This is a genomic window from Streptomyces sp. NPDC051214 (assembly GCF_040682375.1).
Classification (GTDB): Bacteria; Actinomycetota; Actinomycetes; order Streptomycetales; family Streptomycetaceae; genus Streptomyces.
In genome coordinates this window covers 292,458-312,423 of the sequence record NZ_JBFBAT010000007.1, presented here as the reverse complement: position 1 = coordinate 312,423, position 19,966 = coordinate 292,458, and the positions used below count along the sequence as shown (strand labels likewise).

14 protein-coding genes are annotated in these 19,966 nt (G+C 70.4%); 8 read left to right on the top strand and 6 right to left on the bottom strand.

The genetic code is table 11. From position 1 onward, the window contains the following. Window positions 1-3: 3 nt before the first annotated feature. The gene (locus tag AB0M70_RS20470; protein ID WP_365821375.1) at window positions 4-684 is read right to left on the bottom strand and encodes a hypothetical protein; all 681 of its coding nucleotides are present in this window, start codon (window positions 682-684) and stop codon (window positions 4-6) included. Between the two features lie 83 nt (window positions 685-767). After that, on the bottom strand, window positions 768-1,400 hold the full coding sequence (locus tag AB0M70_RS20465) for a DJ-1/PfpI family protein (RefSeq protein ID WP_365821374.1): 633 nt from the start codon (window positions 1,398-1,400) through the stop codon (window positions 768-770). A gap of 447 nt (window positions 1,401-1,847) precedes the next feature. Here AB0M70_RS20465 and AB0M70_RS20460 point away from each other — a divergent pair, with 447 nt between their 5' ends. Then, a complete protein-coding gene (locus AB0M70_RS20460) occupies window positions 1,848-2,597 on the top strand; it encodes a hypothetical protein (protein ID WP_365821373.1) in 750 nt (249 codons plus the stop codon). A 1,506-nt stretch (window positions 2,598-4,103) separates the two neighbouring features. Here AB0M70_RS20460 and AB0M70_RS20455 read toward each other — a convergent pair. Beyond that, a complete protein-coding gene (locus AB0M70_RS20455; RefSeq protein WP_365821372.1) occupies window positions 4,104-4,280 on the bottom strand; it encodes a sigma-like protein in 177 nt (58 codons plus the stop codon). Between the two features lie 206 nt (window positions 4,281-4,486). Next, window positions 4,487-7,438 (bottom strand): BTAD domain-containing putative transcriptional regulator, encoded by a 2,952-nt coding sequence (locus tag AB0M70_RS20450; protein WP_365821371.1) that lies wholly within the window; start codon window positions 7,436-7,438, stop codon window positions 4,487-4,489. A gap of 330 nt (window positions 7,439-7,768) precedes the next feature. Between AB0M70_RS20450 and AB0M70_RS20445 the strand changes: the two genes are divergently transcribed. The 7 genes from AB0M70_RS20445 to AB0M70_RS20415 all read left to right on the top strand — a co-directional run bounded on the left by AB0M70_RS20445 (window position 7,769) and on the right by AB0M70_RS20415 (window position 17,442). Next, window positions 7,769-9,001 carry an amidohydrolase family protein gene (locus tag AB0M70_RS20445; protein ID WP_365821557.1) on the top strand — a complete coding sequence of 411 codons (1,233 nt, stop codon included), beginning with the start codon at window positions 7,769-7,771 and terminating at the stop codon, window positions 8,999-9,001. A gap of 222 nt (window positions 9,002-9,223) precedes the next feature. Next, window positions 9,224-10,183: an LLM class F420-dependent oxidoreductase gene (locus tag AB0M70_RS20440; RefSeq protein ID WP_365821370.1), complete on the top strand. Its 960-nt coding sequence runs from the start codon at window positions 9,224-9,226 to the stop codon at window positions 10,181-10,183. Window positions 10,184-10,209: 26 nt separating this feature from the next. Continuing rightward, a complete protein-coding gene (locus tag AB0M70_RS20435; RefSeq protein WP_365821369.1) occupies window positions 10,210-10,995 on the top strand; it encodes a glucose 1-dehydrogenase in 786 nt (261 codons plus the stop codon). Window positions 10,996-11,143: 148 nt separating this feature from the next. After that, window positions 11,144-12,271, top strand: a complete 1,128-nt coding sequence (locus AB0M70_RS20430) for an LLM class flavin-dependent oxidoreductase (protein WP_363211823.1) — start codon at window positions 11,144-11,146, stop codon at window positions 12,269-12,271. Between the two features lie 141 nt (window positions 12,272-12,412). Then, window positions 12,413-14,152 carry a D-aminoacylase gene (locus AB0M70_RS20425; RefSeq protein WP_365821368.1) on the top strand — a complete coding sequence of 580 codons (1,740 nt, stop codon included), beginning with the start codon at window positions 12,413-12,415 and terminating at the stop codon, window positions 14,150-14,152. Further along, complete coding sequence (locus AB0M70_RS20420; protein WP_365821367.1) at window positions 14,149-15,642, top strand: aldehyde dehydrogenase family protein; 1,494 nt, start codon at window positions 14,149-14,151, stop codon at window positions 15,640-15,642. Before AB0M70_RS20425 ends, AB0M70_RS20420 begins: the two co-directional genes overlap by 4 nt. Window positions 15,643-15,882: 240 nt before the next feature. Continuing rightward, window positions 15,883-17,442, top strand: coding sequence for an APC family permease (locus AB0M70_RS20415; protein ID WP_365821366.1), 1,560 nt, complete (start codon window positions 15,883-15,885; stop codon window positions 17,440-17,442). Between the two features lie 3 nt (window positions 17,443-17,445). On the opposite strand, the gene AB0M70_RS20410 is transcribed toward AB0M70_RS20415, so the two are convergent. Next, window positions 17,446-18,279: a hypothetical protein gene (locus AB0M70_RS20410; RefSeq protein WP_365821365.1), complete on the bottom strand. Its 834-nt coding sequence runs from the start codon at window positions 18,277-18,279 to the stop codon at window positions 17,446-17,448. Window positions 18,280-18,396: 117 nt separating this feature from the next. Beyond that, window positions 18,397-19,938: a CehA/McbA family metallohydrolase gene (locus AB0M70_RS20405; protein ID WP_365821364.1), complete on the bottom strand. Its 1,542-nt coding sequence runs from the start codon at window positions 19,936-19,938 to the stop codon at window positions 18,397-18,399. Window positions 19,939-19,966 lie beyond the last annotated feature (28 nt).

The window sequence follows — 19,966 nt, the reverse complement described above, 5'->3', positions numbered from 1 at the left end:
GCATCAGTGGCCGGTGGGGGGAGCGAGGCAACCGGTCTCCATGAAGGGCCCGTTGGCCAGCGCCTCGTAGTTGGTCGGCTGCACGAAGGCGGTGACGCAGGCGTCATCGCGTACGCGCAGGCCGATCATGGCCCCTTCGGGAGTGACGTACGCGCCGTTCTCGTAGCGCGCACGCATGTCCTGGACGGTGAGTTCGCCGCTCAGGATCCTGCCCTTGCCGTCGTACTTCTCGATCTTGTACCCGAGCTCACCGGTGAGGGCCGCGCGCACACTCTCCTCGTCCCACTGCTTCTTCGCGTGCAGCCGCTTGAGCACGGGCCTGATGCGAGCGGCCTCGGCCTCGGCGGCTTCCTCGCTCGCCGCGGACATGTCGCCGGGCCTGCGGTAGGCGTTGTTGTCCCCGTTGTGGGGGGCGCCGTCGACGACACCGGGTTCTACGTAGGGGGAGGCGCCGGGGGCGGACGGGGTGGGGGCAGGGGTGCTCGGGGCAGGGGTGGAACTGATGGTGGTGGGGGCGCCGGCCGTGGAGGGGTTCGCCGCGGTGCCGTGCCGCTGCTCGCCGCAGCCGGTGAGCGAGGCGGTGGCGGTGCAGACGAGGAGAGCGAACGCGGGGGCGAGCAGGTGGCGCCGCATCGCGGTGCCCCTGCCCAGCGTGTGTGCGGAGGTGCGTCTTGAGCGGACCATGCCGGTGACTCTGCCACGACTGCGGGACGTGCACGGCCCGCTCGGGATACGCCCGCTCGGGATACGGCCCGCTCGGGATACGGCTAGGACACGGTCTGGGTGTCGGCCTGGCCCCGGAACTTGTCGACCAGTGCGGCGGGGGCCTTCTCCGGGGAGCCGGCGTCGTACGGCGGCTGGGGGTCGTACTCGATGAGGAGTTGTACGGTCTGCGCGTGCTCGTCGCCCGCGATCTTCCCGGCGAGGGTGAGGCCCATGTCGATCCCGGCGGACACGCCGGCGCCGGTGACGTACTTCCCGTCGAAGACGACGCGCTGCCCGGTCGATTCGACCCCGAACTGCTTGATCTGTTCGAGCGCCAGCCAATGGGAGGTGGCGCGACGGCTCTTGAGGAGCCCGGCGGCGGCGAGGATGAGCGACCCGGTGCAGACGGATGTCGTCCAGGTGGTGCCGGCATCGACGGCGCGCAGCCAGCTGAGCACGGCCTCGTTCCTCAGGTCGGGCTCGGGGCTGCCGGGCACGACGACGATGTCGGGACTGCTGACCTCGGCGAGGGATTTCGTGGCGACGAGGGAGAGACTGCGGTTGTCGTCGAGAACGGGCCCGGCCTGCTCGGCGACGAAGACGACTTCGGCGCCGGGGAGCCCGGAGAGGGTCTGGTAGGGGCCTATCGCGTCGAGGACGGTGAACTTGTCGTAGAGCAGGATCGCGATCTGCATGGGGGTCCCTTTCCTCGTTGAGCTTGTGGTCATGGTCGTGGGCCCAAGTCTTCAGCCGGTCGGGAATGTCCGCAATGACGAGCAGCCCACCTTTACTGCCATGGAGAGCGTGTGGAGTGGGCCGGTCGTCCGCATGAGGCCAGTTATCCCCATGGGATGGGTTATCCACAGGCTGAAACGCGCGCGGCCGATGTGCGGCAGCCTGAGGCCATGGGGGGTTCGAGAGGGCCGGGAGGGTCGAGAGGTGCGAGGAAGGGGGGTGAGCTGCGGGAGTTAGCTGTGGAGGGGGTGCTGCTCACCTGTTGGGCCAGGGAGGCGGGCTGGCCGAGGAGCACGTTGTCCAGGAGCTTGGCCGCGGAGGGGTGGACGCGTATCCCGGGTGGTGGTTGGGCGGAGCCGGGGCGGGCGCTCGACCTGACGTTACGTGTCTGGGCGGGGCAGTTGACGATGCCGGGACTGGTGGCGAGCCACCGGTCGGCGGCGAGGTTGTGGGGTATCGAAGTCCTACGGGAGGAGTTGGAGTTCACCGACCCGCTGGGCGCCGGCCGCAAGACGGGGGCGCGCGTCCACTGGCTTCCGCTGCCGCCTGCGGAGATCACCGTGGTGGGGGACCTACGGGTGACGACGGTCGCGCGTACGTTGGCGGATCTGTTGCGCCGCGGCCCTCGAGAGGACGCCGTGGTGGCCCTCGACTCGGCGCTGAGCAGCCGCCGTTACGGGGGTCGTCAGTGGCGGGGCCCACTGATCGGCGGCCTCGACACGGTGGCCGCGGCCTTGGATTCCCCGCCGGTGGCGCGGTCGGCGGGGGCGGTGAGGGCGCGCCGGTGGCTGACGCTGGCCGACGCTGAGGCAGGCTCCCCGGCGGAAACAGTGGCCCGGCTCCGGATGCGGGACGCGGGCCTGCGCCCGGAATCCCAGGCAAGGATTCTGACGCCGACGGGCCGCCTCCTGCGCCCGGACTTCTTCTTCCGCGAGGAGGGCGTGGTGGTCGAGATCGAGGGCTACGCCTACCACGGCACCAAGGAGGCCCACCGCCGAGACCGGTCCCGCTACAACGACCTGTCGTCCTGCCCCGAGGTCAGAGCGGTCCTCCGTTTCGCGGCGGAGGAGGTCTTCACGGCACCGGACGCGTTTGTGGGGAGGGTGCGGGCGGCGGTGGAGGGGGTGCGGGTGGGGGCGGGGGTGCGGCTGGGGTGAGGGGTGCGTGGGGTGGGGTGAGGGCAGCGTACGGGGGTGGAGCGCGCTTGGGGGTGGAGAGGGTGAGGCGAGGGGGCGGTTGATGTTGGCGGGGGTGGGGTGGGGGAGGGAGGGGAGGGGGGAGGGGGCCTCGGTGGAGCGGGGGCCGGGTGGTGGCGGAAGCCTTGGGGGCCGAAGGACGGGCCGGGGGCGTTGGCGTGCCGGGGTCGGGTGGTGGCCGGGGCCGCCCGGTGCTCCGGAGTGTGGCGGTTCCGGCGGGCCAGTAAAGGGCGCTCCTACGTCGCGTCGGCTACGCCGATTCCGCTGCGCTCCACCCTTGACTGCCCCACCTCCACCGCAAGGGCTTCGTGTACCGGGCGGCCGGGGCGGGGCGTAGGGCTGCGGCCGGTGGCGGAGCCAGGTCTCCTGCCGGGTGCGGACTGGTTCTTCCGGGGCGGACGTCACGGGGGGGATGGTGCCGCCTGGCCGAGCGGCTCGGCTCCGGTGGCGGCGAGGGTCTCGCTGCCGGGTGCGGACTGGTTCTTCCGGGGCGGGCGTCAGGGGGAGGGGCTGGCCAGGGCGGGCGGGGAGTTGGGGTGGCGCGTGGGTGTTCGGGCGGTGGGGTGGTTGGGGGCTGCCACGGTGGCTGGGGCGTGGGGGGGGCGGTGTGGAGGCGTCAGGGAGGGGCGGGTTGCAGAGGAATCCCGCGGGGGGCCGGTGCGGGTGGTTGGGGGGGTGGGAGAGATTTGCGTACGGGGCCGAAGTAAGGTCCCAGCCGCCCGTAATGCCCGGTAAGTGGGGCCGGTGGGTGAGCCGTGAGTGCGCGGCGAGTCACTCCATCCCCCAGCCCGCACTCACCTCAGCTCAGCGGTCAGTCCGATACGGGGCTGGGGCAGGGAGGCGGGAGCGAAGCGGGCGCGTACACCCCTCGCCCCAACCCGCGCGGGTGGTTCGGTGCCTTGCTCTTTACGTGGCGTATGAGGTGGGCGCGGCCTTGTGCGGGGTGGGGTCGTTCCCGTTGCGGGACGGGGCCACCGGCGTAGAGCAGCGTGTTCGCGATCCAAGCGATCCCATCGATCCCGGTGATCACGGTGACCTCCGCGGTCCCGGCACTCCCGGCGCACCCGGCGAACCCGCTCCCATCGAGCGGGACGTCGCGGGCCGGCCACCACTTGTGGTTGATCCGGCCGCTCCAGGGTGCACTGCAACTGGGCACGGGTCACCCCGCCGCCGTCGGCGGCCCTGCCCGTCGTGCCCTGGAAGCGGATACTCGGCACCGCTTCGTGGGGCACTGCCTCATGGCGACGCCCGTCGTGCCCTGGAAGCGGATACTCGACACCGCTTCGTGGGCACTGCCTCATGGCGACGCCCGCCGTGCCGCGGAAGCCAACTCTCGGCGCCGCTTCAAGGGGGGCACTGCCTCGTGGGGATGCCGGTCGGGCCGTCGGCGGACATGCATCGGCCGCGGCGGCTCCCCCTCCGCGCCGCCGCGGCCGATCGATCCCCCGTCGGGATGTGTGGCTTGGGTCAGTCCTTCGGCGGGGCGGGCGTGTGGCCCTCGCCCTGCGTGGTGGCCGTGCCGTCCTTCGGCGGGGCGGGTGTGTGGCCCTCGCCCTGCGTGGTGGCTGTGCCGTCCTTCGGCGGGGCGGGCGTGTGGCCCTCGCCCATGGTGGTGATGCCGGTGTTCTTGTCGATTTCGCTCATATGAGACAACTCCTAAGCTCTGGGCGGGGCTTCGGGATCGGATACGCCCGTTCGGCAACTCCCCCGAGGATCGCCGAACGGGCGTATGGGGCCGCTTACCTTATCCGTAGGGCCCGTGCGACCCGTCTGCCCCCCGACGCGACGGATCGACTCCATGAGAGTGGCAGCCACTCATAAACGTTCGATGAACGCCGCTTCGGGCGTGGTCAGGCGGCGGTGACCGGAGCGAGGAGCTGCCTCACCTGAGCGGCTTCCGGCGCGCCCGCTTCCTCGTGGATGGCCAGTGCTTCGCGCCAGCAGGCCTGTGCGCGGTCGACCTGGCCCAGGTCCACGAGAGACCTTCCCAGCAGGGTCAGGACGTTGGCCCGCATCCACTCGCCGCCGACGCACCCGATGGCGAGGGCCTGTTCGGAGTGCTGGGCCGCCTGCGCCGCATGGCAGTCCGCGAGATACACCTGGGCGATGCGGTAGTGCGTCGTCCCCTCCCACAGGCGCTGACGGTTCTCGGCGAAGATCTGCAGCGCGTCGTTCAGCTGGTCCAGGGCTTCGGGGCGGCGGTCCGCGCCGCTCAGGGCGAGGCCGAGCGCGTACTTCGCGTTCGCCAGCCGGAAGGTGACCCCGAGATCGCTGTATATGGCGATCCCTTGCTGGGCGAGGTCGATCGACTTGGTGGTGCGTCCCATGGCGAGGAGGGCCCGGGACAGGTTGCACAGGGCGCTCGCCTCGCTGTGGCGGTTGCCGTCGGCCCGGAAGACGTCGATGGCCTTGCGCAGATGGATTTCGCTCACCGCGGGCCGGTTGATGCAGTTGTTGATGATTCCCTGCTCGTTGAGGGCGTTCCCGGTGGTCCAGGGGTCTCCGGAGTCCGTGGCGAGGGCGGCGGCGCGTTCCAGTTCGACGGCGGCGTCGTCGAAGCGGCCGACCTTGTTGAGGACTTGGGCCAGGCTCACCCTTGCGCGACCTTCGGCGCGTGCGTCGCCCACTGAGGCGGCGACCTCGCATGCGGCGCGCGTCGCCATCTCGTACCGGTACGAGATGGCTCCCGATTCCGCGAGGTCTTTCGCGGCCAGCAGCAGGTCCACCGCGCGTCGCAGGCCCTCCTTGCTGAGCGAGTGCTGGACGCACGCCAGGATGCAGGAGGCTTCCGCGTGCAGCCAGTCGAAGGCCTTGGCGCCGTCGGTGAAGTCGAGGCCGACCCGCTCGGTGACCTCCAGGTGGTCCACGGTCCGGTCCCCCGGCCGCTCCAGCGCATAAACCCCCGCCGCCGTCGCCAGATAGAAGTCCAGCAGCCGCGACATGGCCGCCCCCCTCTCGCTGGGCGGTTGTTCGTCGCGTTCTGCGCACGCACGCGCGTAGAGCCGGACCAGGTCGTGGTAGCGGTAGCGGCCGGGGGCCGCGGATTCGACCAGGGATGTGTCGACCAGGGATTCGAGTAGGTCTTCTGTTTCCTCCAGTGGGAGGTCGAGGACGGCTGCTGCTGCTGCCAGGGAGAGGTCTGGGCCGTCTGCGAGGCCGAGGAGGCGGAAGGCGCGTGCCTGGGAGGGTTCCAGTTGGCCGTAGCCGAGTTCGAAGGTGGCCTTGACCGCGAGGTCGCCTGCTTGGAGTTCGTCGAGGCGGCGGCGTTCGTCCGCCAGTTTCGCGGCGAGGGTGGAGACCGTCCAGGTGCGGCGGGCGGCGAGGCGGGAGGCCGCGATGCGGATGGCGAGGGGCAGGAAGCCGCAGGCCGCCACGACGTCGAGTGCGGCCTTGCGTTCCGAGGTGACGCGTTCCTCGCCGACGATCCGGGTGAAGAGGAGGAGGGCTTCCTCGGGGGACATGACGTCCAGGTCCACGAGGTGTGCGCCTGCCAGGTCCACCATGCGGATGCGGCTGGTCACCAGGGCCGCGCAGCCTTCCATGCCCGGGAGCAGGGGGCGTACCTGGGCGGCGTCGCGTGCGTTGTCCAGGACCACCAGGACGCGGCGGCCGTCGAGGACCGAGCGGTAGAGGGCTGCACGCTCCTCCAGGGAGTCCGGGATCGAGGAGTCCGGGGTGCCGAGGGCGCGGAGGAACGCGCCGAGGACTGTTTCCGGTTCGGCCGCTCTCGCGCCGGCGCCTTGCAGGTCCACGTACAGCTGGCCGTCGGGGAAGTACGTTCGTGCCACGTGGGCGACGTGGACGGCGAGGGTCGTCTTGCCGACGCCTCCGATGCCCGCGAGTGCCGAGACGGCCATGACCCGGCCTTCGGCTGCCGAGAGGATGTCGCTCAGTTCGGCGACGAAGGATGCGCGGCCGGTGAAGTCGGGGACGGTCGCGGGGAGCTGGGCGGGGCGTACGACCGTCGCCGCTGGTTCGGGGGCTGCCGCGGAGGGTTCCGTCAGGGCCGGGTCCGCCTGGAGGATGCGTTGCTGGAGTTCCTTGAGGCCGGGGCGTGGGTCCACGCCCAGTTCGTCGTCGAGCAGGCGGCGGGTGTCCGCGTACACCGCGAGGGCTTCGGCCTGGCGTCCGCTGCGGTACAGCGCCAGCATCAGGAGTTCGCGCAGGCGTTCGCGCAGGGGGTGTGCCGCGGTGAGGGCCGTGAGTTCGGAGACGGCCTCCGCGTGGCAGCCGACCTCCAGGTCCATGTCCAGGCGGGATTCGAGGAGTTGGAGGCGCCATTCCTCCAGGCGGGTGCGTTCCGTTTCCGCGTAGGGGCCGGGGACGTTGGCGAGGGGTTCGCCGTCCCAGAGGCTCAGTGCCTTGTTCAGCAGGGAGCGGGCCTGGCAGAGGTCGCCGACGCTGCGTGCTTTCTCTGCTTCCGTCGACAGGTCTTCCGCGAGGGAGAGGTCGAGTGCGCCCTCGGCCACCGCGATCGCGTACCCGCCCGCCTCGCTGACCAGGACTCCCGCGGGCAGGACCTTGCGGAGCCGGGACGCGTACGTGCGGACCGCGGCCAGGGCCTGCGAGGGCGGTTCGTCGCCCCAGAGTGCGTCGATCAGTTCGTGTGCGGTGGCCGTGCGGCCGGCGCGCAACAGGAGCGCCGCGAGGAGCGCGCGTTGTTGCGGTGAGCCCATGGACAGCTGCTCGGCGCCGTGCCACGCGCGTACGGGGCCGAGCACGCTGAAGTGCGGTCTCAGTTCCTCGGGGGCGTTCCCCGGGGCCGGACGCCGCTGGTCCGGTACTCGCGGTACACCGTCCATCGCTCCCCCTGCTGCCCTGACGTGCCCGGCCGTCACCGTGCCTGGTAGTGCTCCGCGGGTCTGCCCTGCCCGCGATGTGCGTGCTTTCCGTGCTTTCTGAGCCTTGGTTGCTTCCGTACTTTCTGTGCTTTCTCAGGTTCCGTTCTTTACCTGATTCTTGCTGCCCGCCAGTTTGCCTTGTTCATGGCGGATACGTCAGCCGTGCGAGACGGCTCTCACAGGGTCCACGCACACAGGGGCCGGGCGACAGCTCGCGTACTCGTGCCCGACAGGGAGCTGACGGGTCGTCAGATCAGCGCTACCGTGGAGCGCATGGAGACCACTGAGACCTTGCCGACGTTCCCGAGGATCATCTCGGTGGACGACCACACCGTTGAGCCCGCGCATGTCTGGCGGGACCGCCTTCCGTCGAAGTACCAGGACAGCGGGCCGCGCGTCGTCCGGGCGCCCCTGAAGGAAATGACCTTTATGGGCGGTAAGTTCGCCCCGGTGATGGGGGCGAAAGGGGACGATGGACCCATAGGGGACTGGTGGGTCTACGAAGACCTGCACCGGCCCCTCACCCGTCTCGACACCGCGGTGGGGTACGACAGGGACGAGATCAAGCTGGAGGTCATCACCTACGAGCAGATGCGGCCGGGGTCCTTCAGCGTGCCCGACCGTCTCGCCGACATGGACGTCAACCACGTCCAGTCCGCCCTCTGCTTCCCCACGTTCCCCCGCTTCTGCGGGCAGACGTTCACCGAGGCCAAGGATCGTGAGCTGGGTCTGCTCGGTGTCCGCGCGTACAACGACTGGATGGTGGAGGAGTGGTGCGGGCCCGAGGCGCGGGGCCGGCTGATCCCCCTCACCCTCATTCCGCTCTGGGACGCGGAGCTCGCCGCCGCGGAGGTCCGGCGCAACGCCGCACGCGGGGTGCGTGCCGTCGCCTTCTCCGAGATACCGCCCCACCTGGGCCTCCCCTCCATCCACACCGACGAGTGGGACCCCTTCCTGCGCGCGTGCGACGAGACCGGCACGGTCATCGCCATGCACATCGGGTCCAGCAGCAAGATGCCGAGCACGTCCGCGGACGCGCCGCCCGCGGTCGGGTCCACCATCACCTTCGCCAACTGCTGCTTCTCGATGGTCGACTGGCTGATGAGCGGCAAGTTCGAGCGCTTCCCGAATCTCAGGATCATGTATGCGGAGGGGCAGATCGGGTGGATTCCCTACATCCTTGAGCGCGCGGACGTGGTCTGGGAGGAGAACCGGGGGTGGGGCGGGGTCGCCGACAAGGTGCACCGGCCGCCGTCCGAGCTCTTCACCGAGCACGTGTACGGGTGCTTCTTCGACGACGCCTTCGGGCTGAAGAACCTCGACGCGATCGGGGTGGGGAACGTGCTCTACGAGACCGACTACCCGCACTCCGACTCGACCTGGCCGAAGTCGCGGGAGGTGGGCGAGTCCCAGATGGGCCACCTCGCGCCGGACGTCGTGGACCGCATCGTGCGGGGCAACGCGATCGATCTGCTCGGGCTGACGGCGGAGGGGCTGTGGGCGGGGCCGGGGGCGGGGGCGTAGGCGGGGCCGATACGCGTGGGCCGCTTCCCTGACCGGCGGCGGCCTGCGTCCGCACGCCTTGGGGCAGCGGCCCGCTGCATGCGTCGGGGGCAGTGGCCCGCGCTCTCCCGCCCGACGAACAGCCGCCTCCCACCCCTTGCCTGACGCACCGTCAGCTACGACGATGAATGCCGTCATCCTTAAATGACGCGCCGTCAGATCTAGGTGAGGGGTCGGGTTCTCATGGTGGCCAACGCGTTGGCGCATATCTTCCCGCAGGGGCGGCTGGTCTACGGGATGCAGCTCCCGGTCCAGTCGCAGAGCGTCATCTACGCCGAGGCGTGGGAGGCCGACGCCACCGCCGATGACCTCGCCGAGATCGCCCGCGCCGCCGACCGCGGCGGCTTCACGTACGTCGCCGGATGTGATCACGTGGCCATCCCGCGGCGGCTCGCCGACACCATGAGCACCGTCTGGTACGACCCGGTGGCCACGCTCTCCTTCCTCGCCGGGATCACCGAGAACGTACGGCTGATGAGTCACGTCGCCGTCGTCGGGCTCCGGCATCCGCTCGTCACCGCCAAGCAGTACGCCACCCTGGACCGGCTCAGCGGCGGGCGGCTGATCCTCGGCGTCGGGGCCGGGCACGTGGAGGAGGAGTTCGATGCCGTCGGCGCCGACTTCGAGCGGCGCGGGCCCGTGCTCGACGAGAGCATCGACGCGCTGAAGGCCGCTCTCGGCCCCGAGGAGTATCCCGAACACCACGGCGAGCGCTACGGCTTCAGCGGCCTCGGTCAGCTGCCGCGCCCGGCGCAGGAACACGTGCCCATCTGGGTGGGCGGCTCCTCGCTCGCCGCCGTCCGCCGGGCCGCCGTACGCGGCGACGGGTGGCTGCCGCAGGGCGACCCGCGCGACAAGCTGCCCGCGCAGATCGCCCGGCTCAAGCGGCTGCGGGAGGAGGCGGGGGTCGAGGAGCCGATCGTCGTGGGGGCGATCGCCGAGCCCCTGTACGTGGGGGAGCCCGGCTGGTCCGTGGGGCGCCGCACCCTGAGCGGGAAGCCGGACGCCCTCGCCGAGTCGCTGCGCGCGTACGGCGCGATGGGCGTGCAGCAGATCCAGGTGCGCTTCCGCAGCCGCGGGCGCAGCGAACTCACCGACCAGATGGCGGCGTTCGCCGCCGACGTCGCACCGCACCTCAACTGACGCACGGCTCGACTGAGGAGACTCGTATGGGAAAGCTGGACGGTCGCGTCGTCATCGTCACCGGTGGCGCGCGCGGGCAGGGCGAGCAGGAGGCGCGGCTCTTCGCCGCCGAGGGTGCGCGGGTCGTCATCGGTGACGTGCTCGACGACCAGGGCGAGGCCCTGGCCAAGGAACTCGGCGGTGACGTCGCCAAGTACGTGCACCTCGACGTCAGCCAGGAGGCCGACTGGGGAGCGGCCGTGTCCGCCGCCAACGGCGCCTTCGGGAAGATCGACGGCCTCGTCAACAACGCCGGAATCCTGCGGTTCAACGAACTCGTCAGCACCCCGCTCGACGAGTTCCAGCAGATCATCCAGGTGAATCAGGTCGGCTGCTTCCTCGGTATCCGCACCGTCGCCCCCGAGATCGCCGCCGCCGGCGGCGGGACCATCGTGAACACCGCCTCGTACACGGCGATGACGGGCATGGCGTACGTCGGCGCGTACGCCGCGACCAAGCACGCCATCCTCGGGCTCACCCGGGTCGCCGCGCTGGAGCTCGCGGACAAGAACATCCGCGTCAACGCCGTCTGCCCGGGGGCGGTCGACACCCCGATGACCAATCCCGCGCAGCTCGACCCGACCGCCGACCCCGCCGAGGCGGGCGATGCCGTCGCGGAGCTCTACAAGAAGCTCGTGCCGCTCGGGCGGATCGGCAGGCCCGAGGAGGTGGCGGCGCTCGCGCTCTTCCTGACCGGGGGCGACTCGGCATACATCACCGGGCAGCCGTTCGTCATCGACGGCGGGTGGCTCGCGGGGGTCAGCATCGTCTGACGCAGGCACTTGAAACTGACGGGACGTCAGTATCGACGTCCGCGGGTATTGACGGTCCCCGCGGCCGGTGGAACAGTCGACGCATCACGATCTGACGGTTCGTCAGAAACTCGTCACTCGAAGATACTCACGAGGATGGTGAACCTCCTTGGAATTCGGTCTCTTTGTACAGGGATACGTGCCCGCCAAGCGGGCCAAGGTCGACCCCGAAGCAGAGCACAAGGCGCTCATCGAGGAGACCGAGTACGTCATCCAGGCGGACAAGTCCGGCTTCAAGTACGCCTGGGCCTCCGAGCACCACTTCCTGGAGGAGTACTCCCACCTCTCCGCCAACGACGTCTTCCTCGGCTACCTCGCCCACGCGACCGACCGCATCCACCTCGGCTCCGGGATCTTCAACCCGCTCGCCCCGGTGAACCACCCGGTCAAGGTCGCCGAGAAGGTCGCCATGCTCGACCACCTCTCCGAGGGGCGCTTCGAGTTCGGGTCGGGCCGCGGGGCCGGGTCGCACGAGATATTGGGCTTCATGCCGGGCATCACCGACATGAACCACACCAAGGAACTCTGGGAAGAGACCATCGCCGAGTTCCCCAAGATGTGGCTCCAGGACGAGTACGTCGGCTTCCAGGGCAAACACTGGTCGCTGCCGCCCCGCAAGGTCCTGCCCAAGCCGTACGGGAAGTCGCACCCGGCCATGTGGTACGCCGCCGGGTCCCCCCCTTCGTATGCGATGGCAGGCAAGAAGGGACTCGGGGTACTCGGCTTCAGCGTGCAGAAGGTCTCCGACATGGAGTGGGTCCTGGAGTCCTACAAGACGGCCGTGAAGAACGCCGAGCCGGTCGGTGACTTCGTCAACGACAACGTCATGGTGACCTCCACCGCGATCTGCGCCGAGACCCACAAGAAGGCCGTGGAGATCGCCGTCAGCGGCGGGCTCAACTATCTGCAGTCGCTGCTCTTCCGGTACCACGACACCTTCCCGCGGCCGGAGGGCATCCCCGAGTGGCCCGAGCTGCTCCCCGAGTACACCGAGGAGATCATCGAGCTGCTCATCGCCGAGGAGCTGATGATCTGCGGCGACCCGGACGAGGTGCTGACGCAGTGCAAGCGGTGGGAGCAGGCGGGGGCGGATCAGCTCAGCTTCGGGCTGCCGATCGGGATTTCGCCCGAGGACACGAAGAACACGATCAAGTTGATCGGTGAGCATGTGATTCCGAAGATTGACACGGACCCCGTGCATCGGACGTCCCGCATGCGGGGTGCCTCCGGCGGTTGAGCCGTCACCACTGACTGCCCCGGCCTCCCCTCCCGGACGGAGGCCGGGGTGCCCCTCTTCGCCCTTCGGGCGTGTCCTCAAGCGCCGGACGGGCTGTTTCCCGCCCACCCACCCGCTCTCCGAAGGGGGACCTCTCCCGCCATGCTCGATCACCTCATCAAAGGCGCGACCGTCGTCGACGGAACCGGCGCCCCCGCCTACACCGCCGACGTCGGTATCCGGGGCGGGCGTATCGCCGTCATTGCCGAGCCGGGGGCCGCGGCCGAAGAGGCCCGGTCCAGTGAAGATGCCCGGGGGCGCGTGCTGGCTCCCGGGTTCGTCGATCCCCATACGCACTACGACGCCCAGCTCTTCTGGGACCCGTACGCCACGCCCTCCCTGAACCACGGCGTCACCACCGTCGCGGGCGGCAACTGCGGGTTCACCCTGGCGCCCTTGCACCCCGACCGTCCCGAGGACGCCGATTACACGCGGCGGATGATGTCGAAGGTCGAGGGCATGTCCCTGGTGGCCCTCGAAGAGGGTGCGCCCTGGTCGTGGAGTTCGTTCGGCGAGTACCTGGACGCCCTGGAGGGGCGCGTCGCCGTCAACGCCGGGTTCATGGTGGGGCATTGCGCGCTGCGGCGGTACGTCATGGGCGCGGACGCGGTGGGCGGGCAGCCGACCGGCGAGCAGCTGGACGCGATGCTGCGGCTCTTCCATGACGCCATGGACGCCGGGGCCTGGGGGCTCTCCACCACGCAGTCGTCCACGCACTCCGACGGTGACGGGCAGCCGGTCGCCTCCCGGCACGCGAAGCCCGCCGAGCTGCTCGCGCTGAGCCGGGCCGTCGCCGAGCACGAGGGCACGCAGCTGGAGGCCATCGTCGCGGGCTGTCTGGATCAGTTCAGCGACGACGAGATCGATCTGTTCGTCGAGATGAGCGCCGCCGCTGGCCGGCCGCTGAACTGGAACGTCCTCACCATCGACGCCGCCGTGCCCGAACGCGTGCCACGCCAGCTGGTCGCCAGTGAGCGGGCCCGGGAGGCCGGCGGCCGGATCGTCGCCCTGACCATGCCGATCCTCACCCCCATGAACATGTCGCTCGGCACCTTCTGCGCCCTGAACCTGATCCCCGGCTGGGGAGACGTACTGGGCCTGCCCGTGCCCGAGCGCATCGCCAGGCTGCGCGACCCGGACGTCAGGGGCGAGATGCTGCGGCGCGCCGACAGCAAGGAGGCCGGGGTCTTCAGGCGGCTCGCGCACTTCGACCGGTACGTCATCGGCGACACGTACTCCAAGGAGAACGAGGGCCTCACCGGCCGCGTCGTCGCCGACATCGCCGCCGAGCGCGGGCAGGAGGCCTTCCAGTGCCTCGTCGAGATCTGCGCCAACGATGACCTGCGCACGGTCCTGTGGCCGATGCCCTCCGACAACGACCCCGACTCGTGGGCCCTGCGCCAGGAGACCTGGCAGCACGAGGACGTCATGCTGGGCGGCTCCGACGCGGGCGCGCACCTGGACCGCATGTGCGGAGCCCCGTACACGACCCGCTTCATCGGGGACTGTCTGCGCGGCCGGAAGCTGGTGGGCCTCGAGGAGGCGGTGAAGATGCTCACCGATGATCCGGCGCAGCTCTTCGGGCTGCGGGAGAGGGGCCGTATCGAGGAGGGCTTCCACGCCGACCTCGTCCTCTTCGACCCCGAGCGCATCGACGCGGGCAAGGCCACCCTCGTGCACGATCTGCCCGGTGACAGTCCGCGCCTGGACTCCAAGGCCATCGGGATCAACGCCGTCTGGGTCAACGGCGTCGAGGCCATCCGTGAGGACCGCGTGACGGGTGCGACCCCGGGCACGGTGCTGCGTTCGGGCCGCGACACCAGGACGGTGAGCACCAAGTGAGCGGCGGACCCCCGGAGGGGCAGCGGGCGCAGGAGCAGCGGCTGTTCATCGGCGGCGAGTGGGTCGAACCCGCCGGTGGGCACTACGAGGTGATCAATCCGGCCACCGAAGGTGTGGTCGGGCTCGCTCCCGAGGCGAGCCGCGAGCAGGTGCACGCGGCGGCCGGCGCCGCCCGTGAGGCCTTCGCCACCTGGTCGCGTACGGCCCCGGAGGAGCGGGCCACGGTTTTGGACCGCGCCGCGTCGATCATGCGGCGCGACCTGGGCGCGTACGCGGAGCTCGCCCAGGCCGAGAGCGGCGCGACGACCGGCACGGCGCGGGGGATGCAGGTCGCGGTGTCGGTGGCGCGTTTTCAGAGGTACGCGAAGGGGGCGCTGGAACCGGTCGAGGCGGGTCTGCCCCCGCAGATCAACGAGGCGGGGCCGATGGGGAAGGCGGGCGTCGTGGGGGCGCTCACCGTCCGCCAGCCGGTGGGGGTCGTCACCTGCATCACCTCGTACAACAACCCGTGGGCCAACCCGGCGGGCAAGGTGGCGCCCGCCCTGGCCATGGGCAACACGGTCCTGGTGAAGCCCGCCCCGCAGGACCCGCTGTCGGTGTACCGGATGGCGGCGGCGCTCGAGGAGGCCGGGGCTCCGCCGGGGGTGGTGAACGTGGTGAGCGGCGCGCGGCCCGAGGTGGGCGAGGCGGCCGTGGACTCGGGGGATGTCGACATGGTGAGCTTCACCGGCTCGACGGCGGTGGGGCAGCGGATCGCCGAGGTGTGCGGCCGTGACATGCGGCGTCAGCTGATGGAGCTGGGCGGCAAGGGCGCGGCGCTCGTCTTCGAGGACGCGGACCTGGACGCGGCGGTGGCGGGCATCGGGACGACGTTCTCCTTCTACAGCGGGCAGATCTGCACGGCCCCGACCCGGGTGATCGCGCACCGCGCGATCCATGACGCCCTCGTCGAGAAGCTGACCGGCTACATCGGCTTCATGAAGGTGGGGGACCCCCGGGAGAAGGGGACGATCGTCGGCCCGGTGATCTCGGCGGCCCACCGGGACCGCATCGAGTCGTACGTCGAGCTGGGGCGCAAGGAAGGCGCACGGGTCGTCGCGGGTGGCGAGCGCCCGGCGGGGCCGGGCCTGGACCGCGGTTTCTACGTGGCCCCGACGCTGCTCGCGGACTGCACGAACGACATGCGGGTGGTCCGGGAGGAGATCTTCGGCCCGGTCGTGGTGGTGGTCCCCTTCGATGACGAGGAGGAAGGCATCGCGCTGGCCAACGACAGCGACTACGGCCTTCTCGACTACGTCTGGTCGGGCGACGTGGCGCGCGCCTTCCGGGTCGCGCGGCGGCTGCGCGCGGGCGGGGTCGGCGTGAACACGATCGCCCGGAACATGGAGGCGCCGTTCGGCGGGTTCAAGAAGAGCGGGGTGGGCCGGGACGTGGGCTCGTACGCGCTGCACGCGTACAGCGAGCTGCAGTCGATCGTGTGGCCGGGCTGAGGCGTCCGGTATGTGACACGGGGGAAGCGGCACGGGAAATTTTAGAACTGGGGCAAAACGGACAGGGCTACGGTTCCCGCATACCGGACGGTCTGGCTTTTGCCTGGCAATGAATGAGTGCGCGCTGTTGTCGGGGGCTCAATCGATGGCGGTTGCCCTGGTTGCTCCGTCGATTGCAAGCCATAAGATCCGGATCTTCATCCTCCGTATATGGAAACCGCAGGACTTAACGTCCTGTTCATGACCCAGTTGGACGTACGGCCACAGGCCGGAGACACGGTAAGCGGCGCCCCCGACGGGGGCGTGCGCGCCAAAGGCCTCGGCGGGAACTCCGTGGGCCTCATGGGCAGCGCGGTCATCGGCATCTCCACCGTCGCCCCCGTCTACTGCCTGACGTCGACCCTCGGCTCCACCGCCGGCGAGGTCGGCCTCGCCATGCCCGCGGTCTTCCTCGCGGGCTTCCTGCCGATGCTCCTGGTGGCGTTCGCCTACCGGGAGCTCAACAAGGCCATGCCGGACTGCGGCACGTCCTTCACCTGGACGGTCAAGGCCTTCGGCCCGCGGATCGGCTGGATGTGCGGCTGGGGCCTGGTCATCGCCACGATCATCGTCCTGTCGAACCTGGCGGGTGTGGCGACCTCGTACTTCTGGCTCCTGGCGGGCGAGATCACGGGCAGCGACTCCGTGGCCGCCCTGGACGACAACAAGGCCGTCCACATCCTCACGTGCCTCGCCCTGATCGCCGCGGCGACGGCGATCAGCTACCGGGGGATGACGGCCACGAAGGGCGTGCAGTACCTCCTGGTCGGCCTGCAGCTCGTGGTCCTCGCGCTCTTCGTCGTGATGGCCCTGGGCAAGGCCGACAGTGGTGACATCGCCGGGTCCATGGACTTCTCCTGGTCCTGGCTGAACCCGTTCTCCGTCCAGTCCTTCGGCGCCTTCACGGCCGGTCTCTCCCTGTCGATCTTCATGTTCTGGGGCTGGGACGCGTGCCTGACCGCCAATGAGGAGACCACCGGCAGCGAGAAGACCCCCGGCCGCGCCGCGCTCATCTCGATGGTCGTCCTGATCGGCTCCTACCTCGCCACCGGCATCGCCGCCCAGATGGCCGTCGGCTCCGGTGACACGGGGCTCGGCCTCGCCAACCCGGACACGTCCGACAACGTCTTCGCCGCGCTCGCCGGGCCCATCATGGGCAACGGCCTGGGCATCCTGCTCTTCGTCGCCGTCCTCGCGTCGGCCGCCGCGAGCCTGCAGACCACGTTCATCCCGGTGGCCCGCACGGTCCTCGCCATGTCGACGTACGAGGCGCTGCCGCCGTCCTACGCGCGCGTGCACCCCCGGTTCAAGACCCCCGGCCGCGCCACGATCGTCGCGGGGGTCGCCACCGGCGTCTTCTACACGGTCATGACGCTGGTCTCCGAGCACGTCCTGGTCGACACGATCTACGCGCTCGGCCTCATGATCTGCTTCTACTACGCGCTCACGGCCTTCGCCTGCGCCTGGTACTTCCGGCGCGAACTGTTCTCGTCCGCACGGGACTTCGCCTTCAAGGGCTTCTTCCCGGTGCTCGGCGGCATCCTGCTGACCGCGGTCTTCTTCAAGACCCTCGTCGACATGTGGAACCCCGCCTACGGCAGCGGATCCTCCGTCTTCGGCGTCGGCTCGGTCTTCGTGATCGGCGTGGGCCTGCTGCTGCTCGGCGTGGTCATCATGCTGGCGATGGGCCGCAAGAGCCCGGCGTTCTTCCGCGGCGAGGTCCTGAAGCGGGACACTCCGGCGCTGGTCGTCGCGGACTGACCCTCAGCCCGCGAGCAGCTTGTGCAGCGACGCCTTCAGGTTCGTGAGGAAGGCGTCGCGGCGTTCCCGGGGGACGAGGTCCAGGGACAGATACGGGTTGAGGTCCTCCAGTTCGACCAGGAGCAGCTCTCCCGACCGGGTGCGGCAGGCGTCGACGCGCTGGATGCCGTGGGTGACGGTGTTCCAGTCGATGAAGCGCTGGGCGAAGACCAGGTCGGCCGAGGCCGGGGTATAGGGCTCGAGGACCCAGCGCTTGTCGGGGTGCGGTGCGTGCAGGGCGTACTGGAAGGTGTCGTCGATGAAGTAGAACGACACCTCGTACGTGAAGTCGATGCGCGGCTGGACGAGGAAGGTGTCCCCGGCGCCGACGTGCTCCGGCAGTTCGGCCCGGGTCAGGATCTTCAGGCCTATCGAGTCCGCGCCCTGCTTGGGCTTGATCACGTACTCGGCGGTGTCCGGGAGCTTTTCGAGGTCCGTGAGGCGGTCGACGGTGGGGATCACCGGGTGGCCCTGTGCCGTGAAATCGACGAGGTACTGCTTGCCCGCCATGTCCGCGCCGCCGGTCAGCTGGTTGTAGACGCGGGTGCCCGAGGCGAGCGCCTGGGCGCGGAAGGCGTCGAACGCCGCCTGATGGTGCAGGACCGGGCCGCTGTTGCGGATCAGCACCGCGTCGAAGGAGTCCGTCAGCGCGGCCGCGTCCAGGGGATGGCACAGCGCCGTGTCGAAGTCCTCGCGCAGGCGGGAGGCGAGTGCGATGTCCTCGTCGCAGTAGCGGCGGCCCCGTGCCTCGTAGGCGAGGTCGGTGACGAGCAGGAGGCGGGGCTTGGCGGACGGCATGGAACGGCTCTCCAGGGTTGCTGGTGGTCGACCGACCCTATGCGCCTGCCCCGCGAAGGACGGCCCCGCCCCTGGTCAGGGGCGGGGCCGGGGGGGGCGTCAGCTGTCGGACGGTCCTCAGCCGCGGCCCAGGAAGATCGGGTTCGTGAAGGCCGTCAGGGGGCCCGGGAGGGTCGGAACCGTCGGGGGTTTGCGGACCTCGGCCCGCACGTAGGCCGCGTACGAAGGCGTCGTCCGCCACTCCGCGGTGCCGCTCCCGGAGGCGGGGAGCGCGGGGGCCGTGAAGAGCACGCCCTGGTCCGTGACGAAGCGGATCGTGCAGCCGGGGGCGCCCGTGACGTCGAGGCGGACCGTGACGGGGGCGTCCTGCTCGACGTAGAGGCGGTCGCCGATGCCCGCCTGCTTGCCCCTGCCGCCGGTGGCGGTGAACTTGAGCGAGACGTTCTTGGACTCGGCCACGTAGCTGTGGCCCGCGCGGATGCCCGCCTGGATGGCCTCACGGGTCAGGTCGTCCGCGAGGACCACCGTCTGCGGGGTGCCGATGGGGTCGGGGTCGCGGTGGGCGTCGCTGTTGCCCATGGCCGGGATCCAGGGCTTGCGGCCGCGGACGGCGGTGACCAGCGTGCTGTCCCAGTCGGCGAGGGAGATCTCGTCGTCCGGGGTGTACGCGCCGTTCCACACCTCCACCGCGTCCGCCTCGCCGAAGCCGAACTTCCAGTTGCAGCCGATGCAGGTGGCATGCGGATGGGCGGGGACGACGAGGCCGCCCGCGTCGCGGACCTCGCGGGCGTACTTGCCGAAGCGGTTGTCGCGGGCGCGGTAGCGCCAGTCGACGAACGTGCCGGGGTCCGTGCCGAGGGCGACCACGTGGCCGTTGCGGGTGGTGATCTCCTCGCCCAGCATCACCAGGAGGTCGTCGCCCGCGTGCTCGGCCCAATGGGCGTGCGCGGAATGGGTGTTGTGCTCGGAGGAGTTGATGAAGTCGAGGCCGGCGGCGCGCGCGAGTGCCGCGATCTCGGCGGGGGTGCGCCTGCCGTCCGAGTGCCAGGAGTGCAGGTGGCAGTCGCCGCGGTACCAGGCGCGGCCCCGCCCCTTCGCCCGCTCCGGGGGGTAGGTGGGCCTGGGCGTCTTGCCGGGCGCCCCGAACTTGAGGGTGATCGTCACCTCGTAGGGCAGGCCCTGCGGGGCGACCGTGTACGGGCCGAGCGCGATGTTCCAGGTGCCCGCCTTGACCGGGCCCGGGATGTAGCCGGGCGTCGCCTCGTCGGCGCGGATGAAGAACTCGGTGCGGGCGCCGCCCGACCAGCCCCTGAAGCCCTTGCCGCCGAGCGCGGTGCCGCGCTGGTCGAAGATGCCGATGTCGAGTGCGTTGCCCTGCGTGCCCGCGGGGACCGTGACCTTCTCGTAGGTGTACGCGACGTGGATCTCCCGTACGCCGTCCGGGACTTCGACCGGCAGGTACACGAAGTCGGGTGACCCGGTGGGCAGCGTGCCGCGCACCACCTTGGTCTCGTCGCCACTTCCGGATGCACGCCCTGCGGCGCTCGCGAAGCTCACGCTGTTCAACGTAAGCGCGGCGGCGGCTCCCGTCACGAGCAGACCGCGCCGGTTCAGGGGTGTGTTGGCGGGTCTGGCCCGGTGGTGTTCGTCCTCGCACATGTGTCGGCTCCCCAGGGTGTCGGAAGGG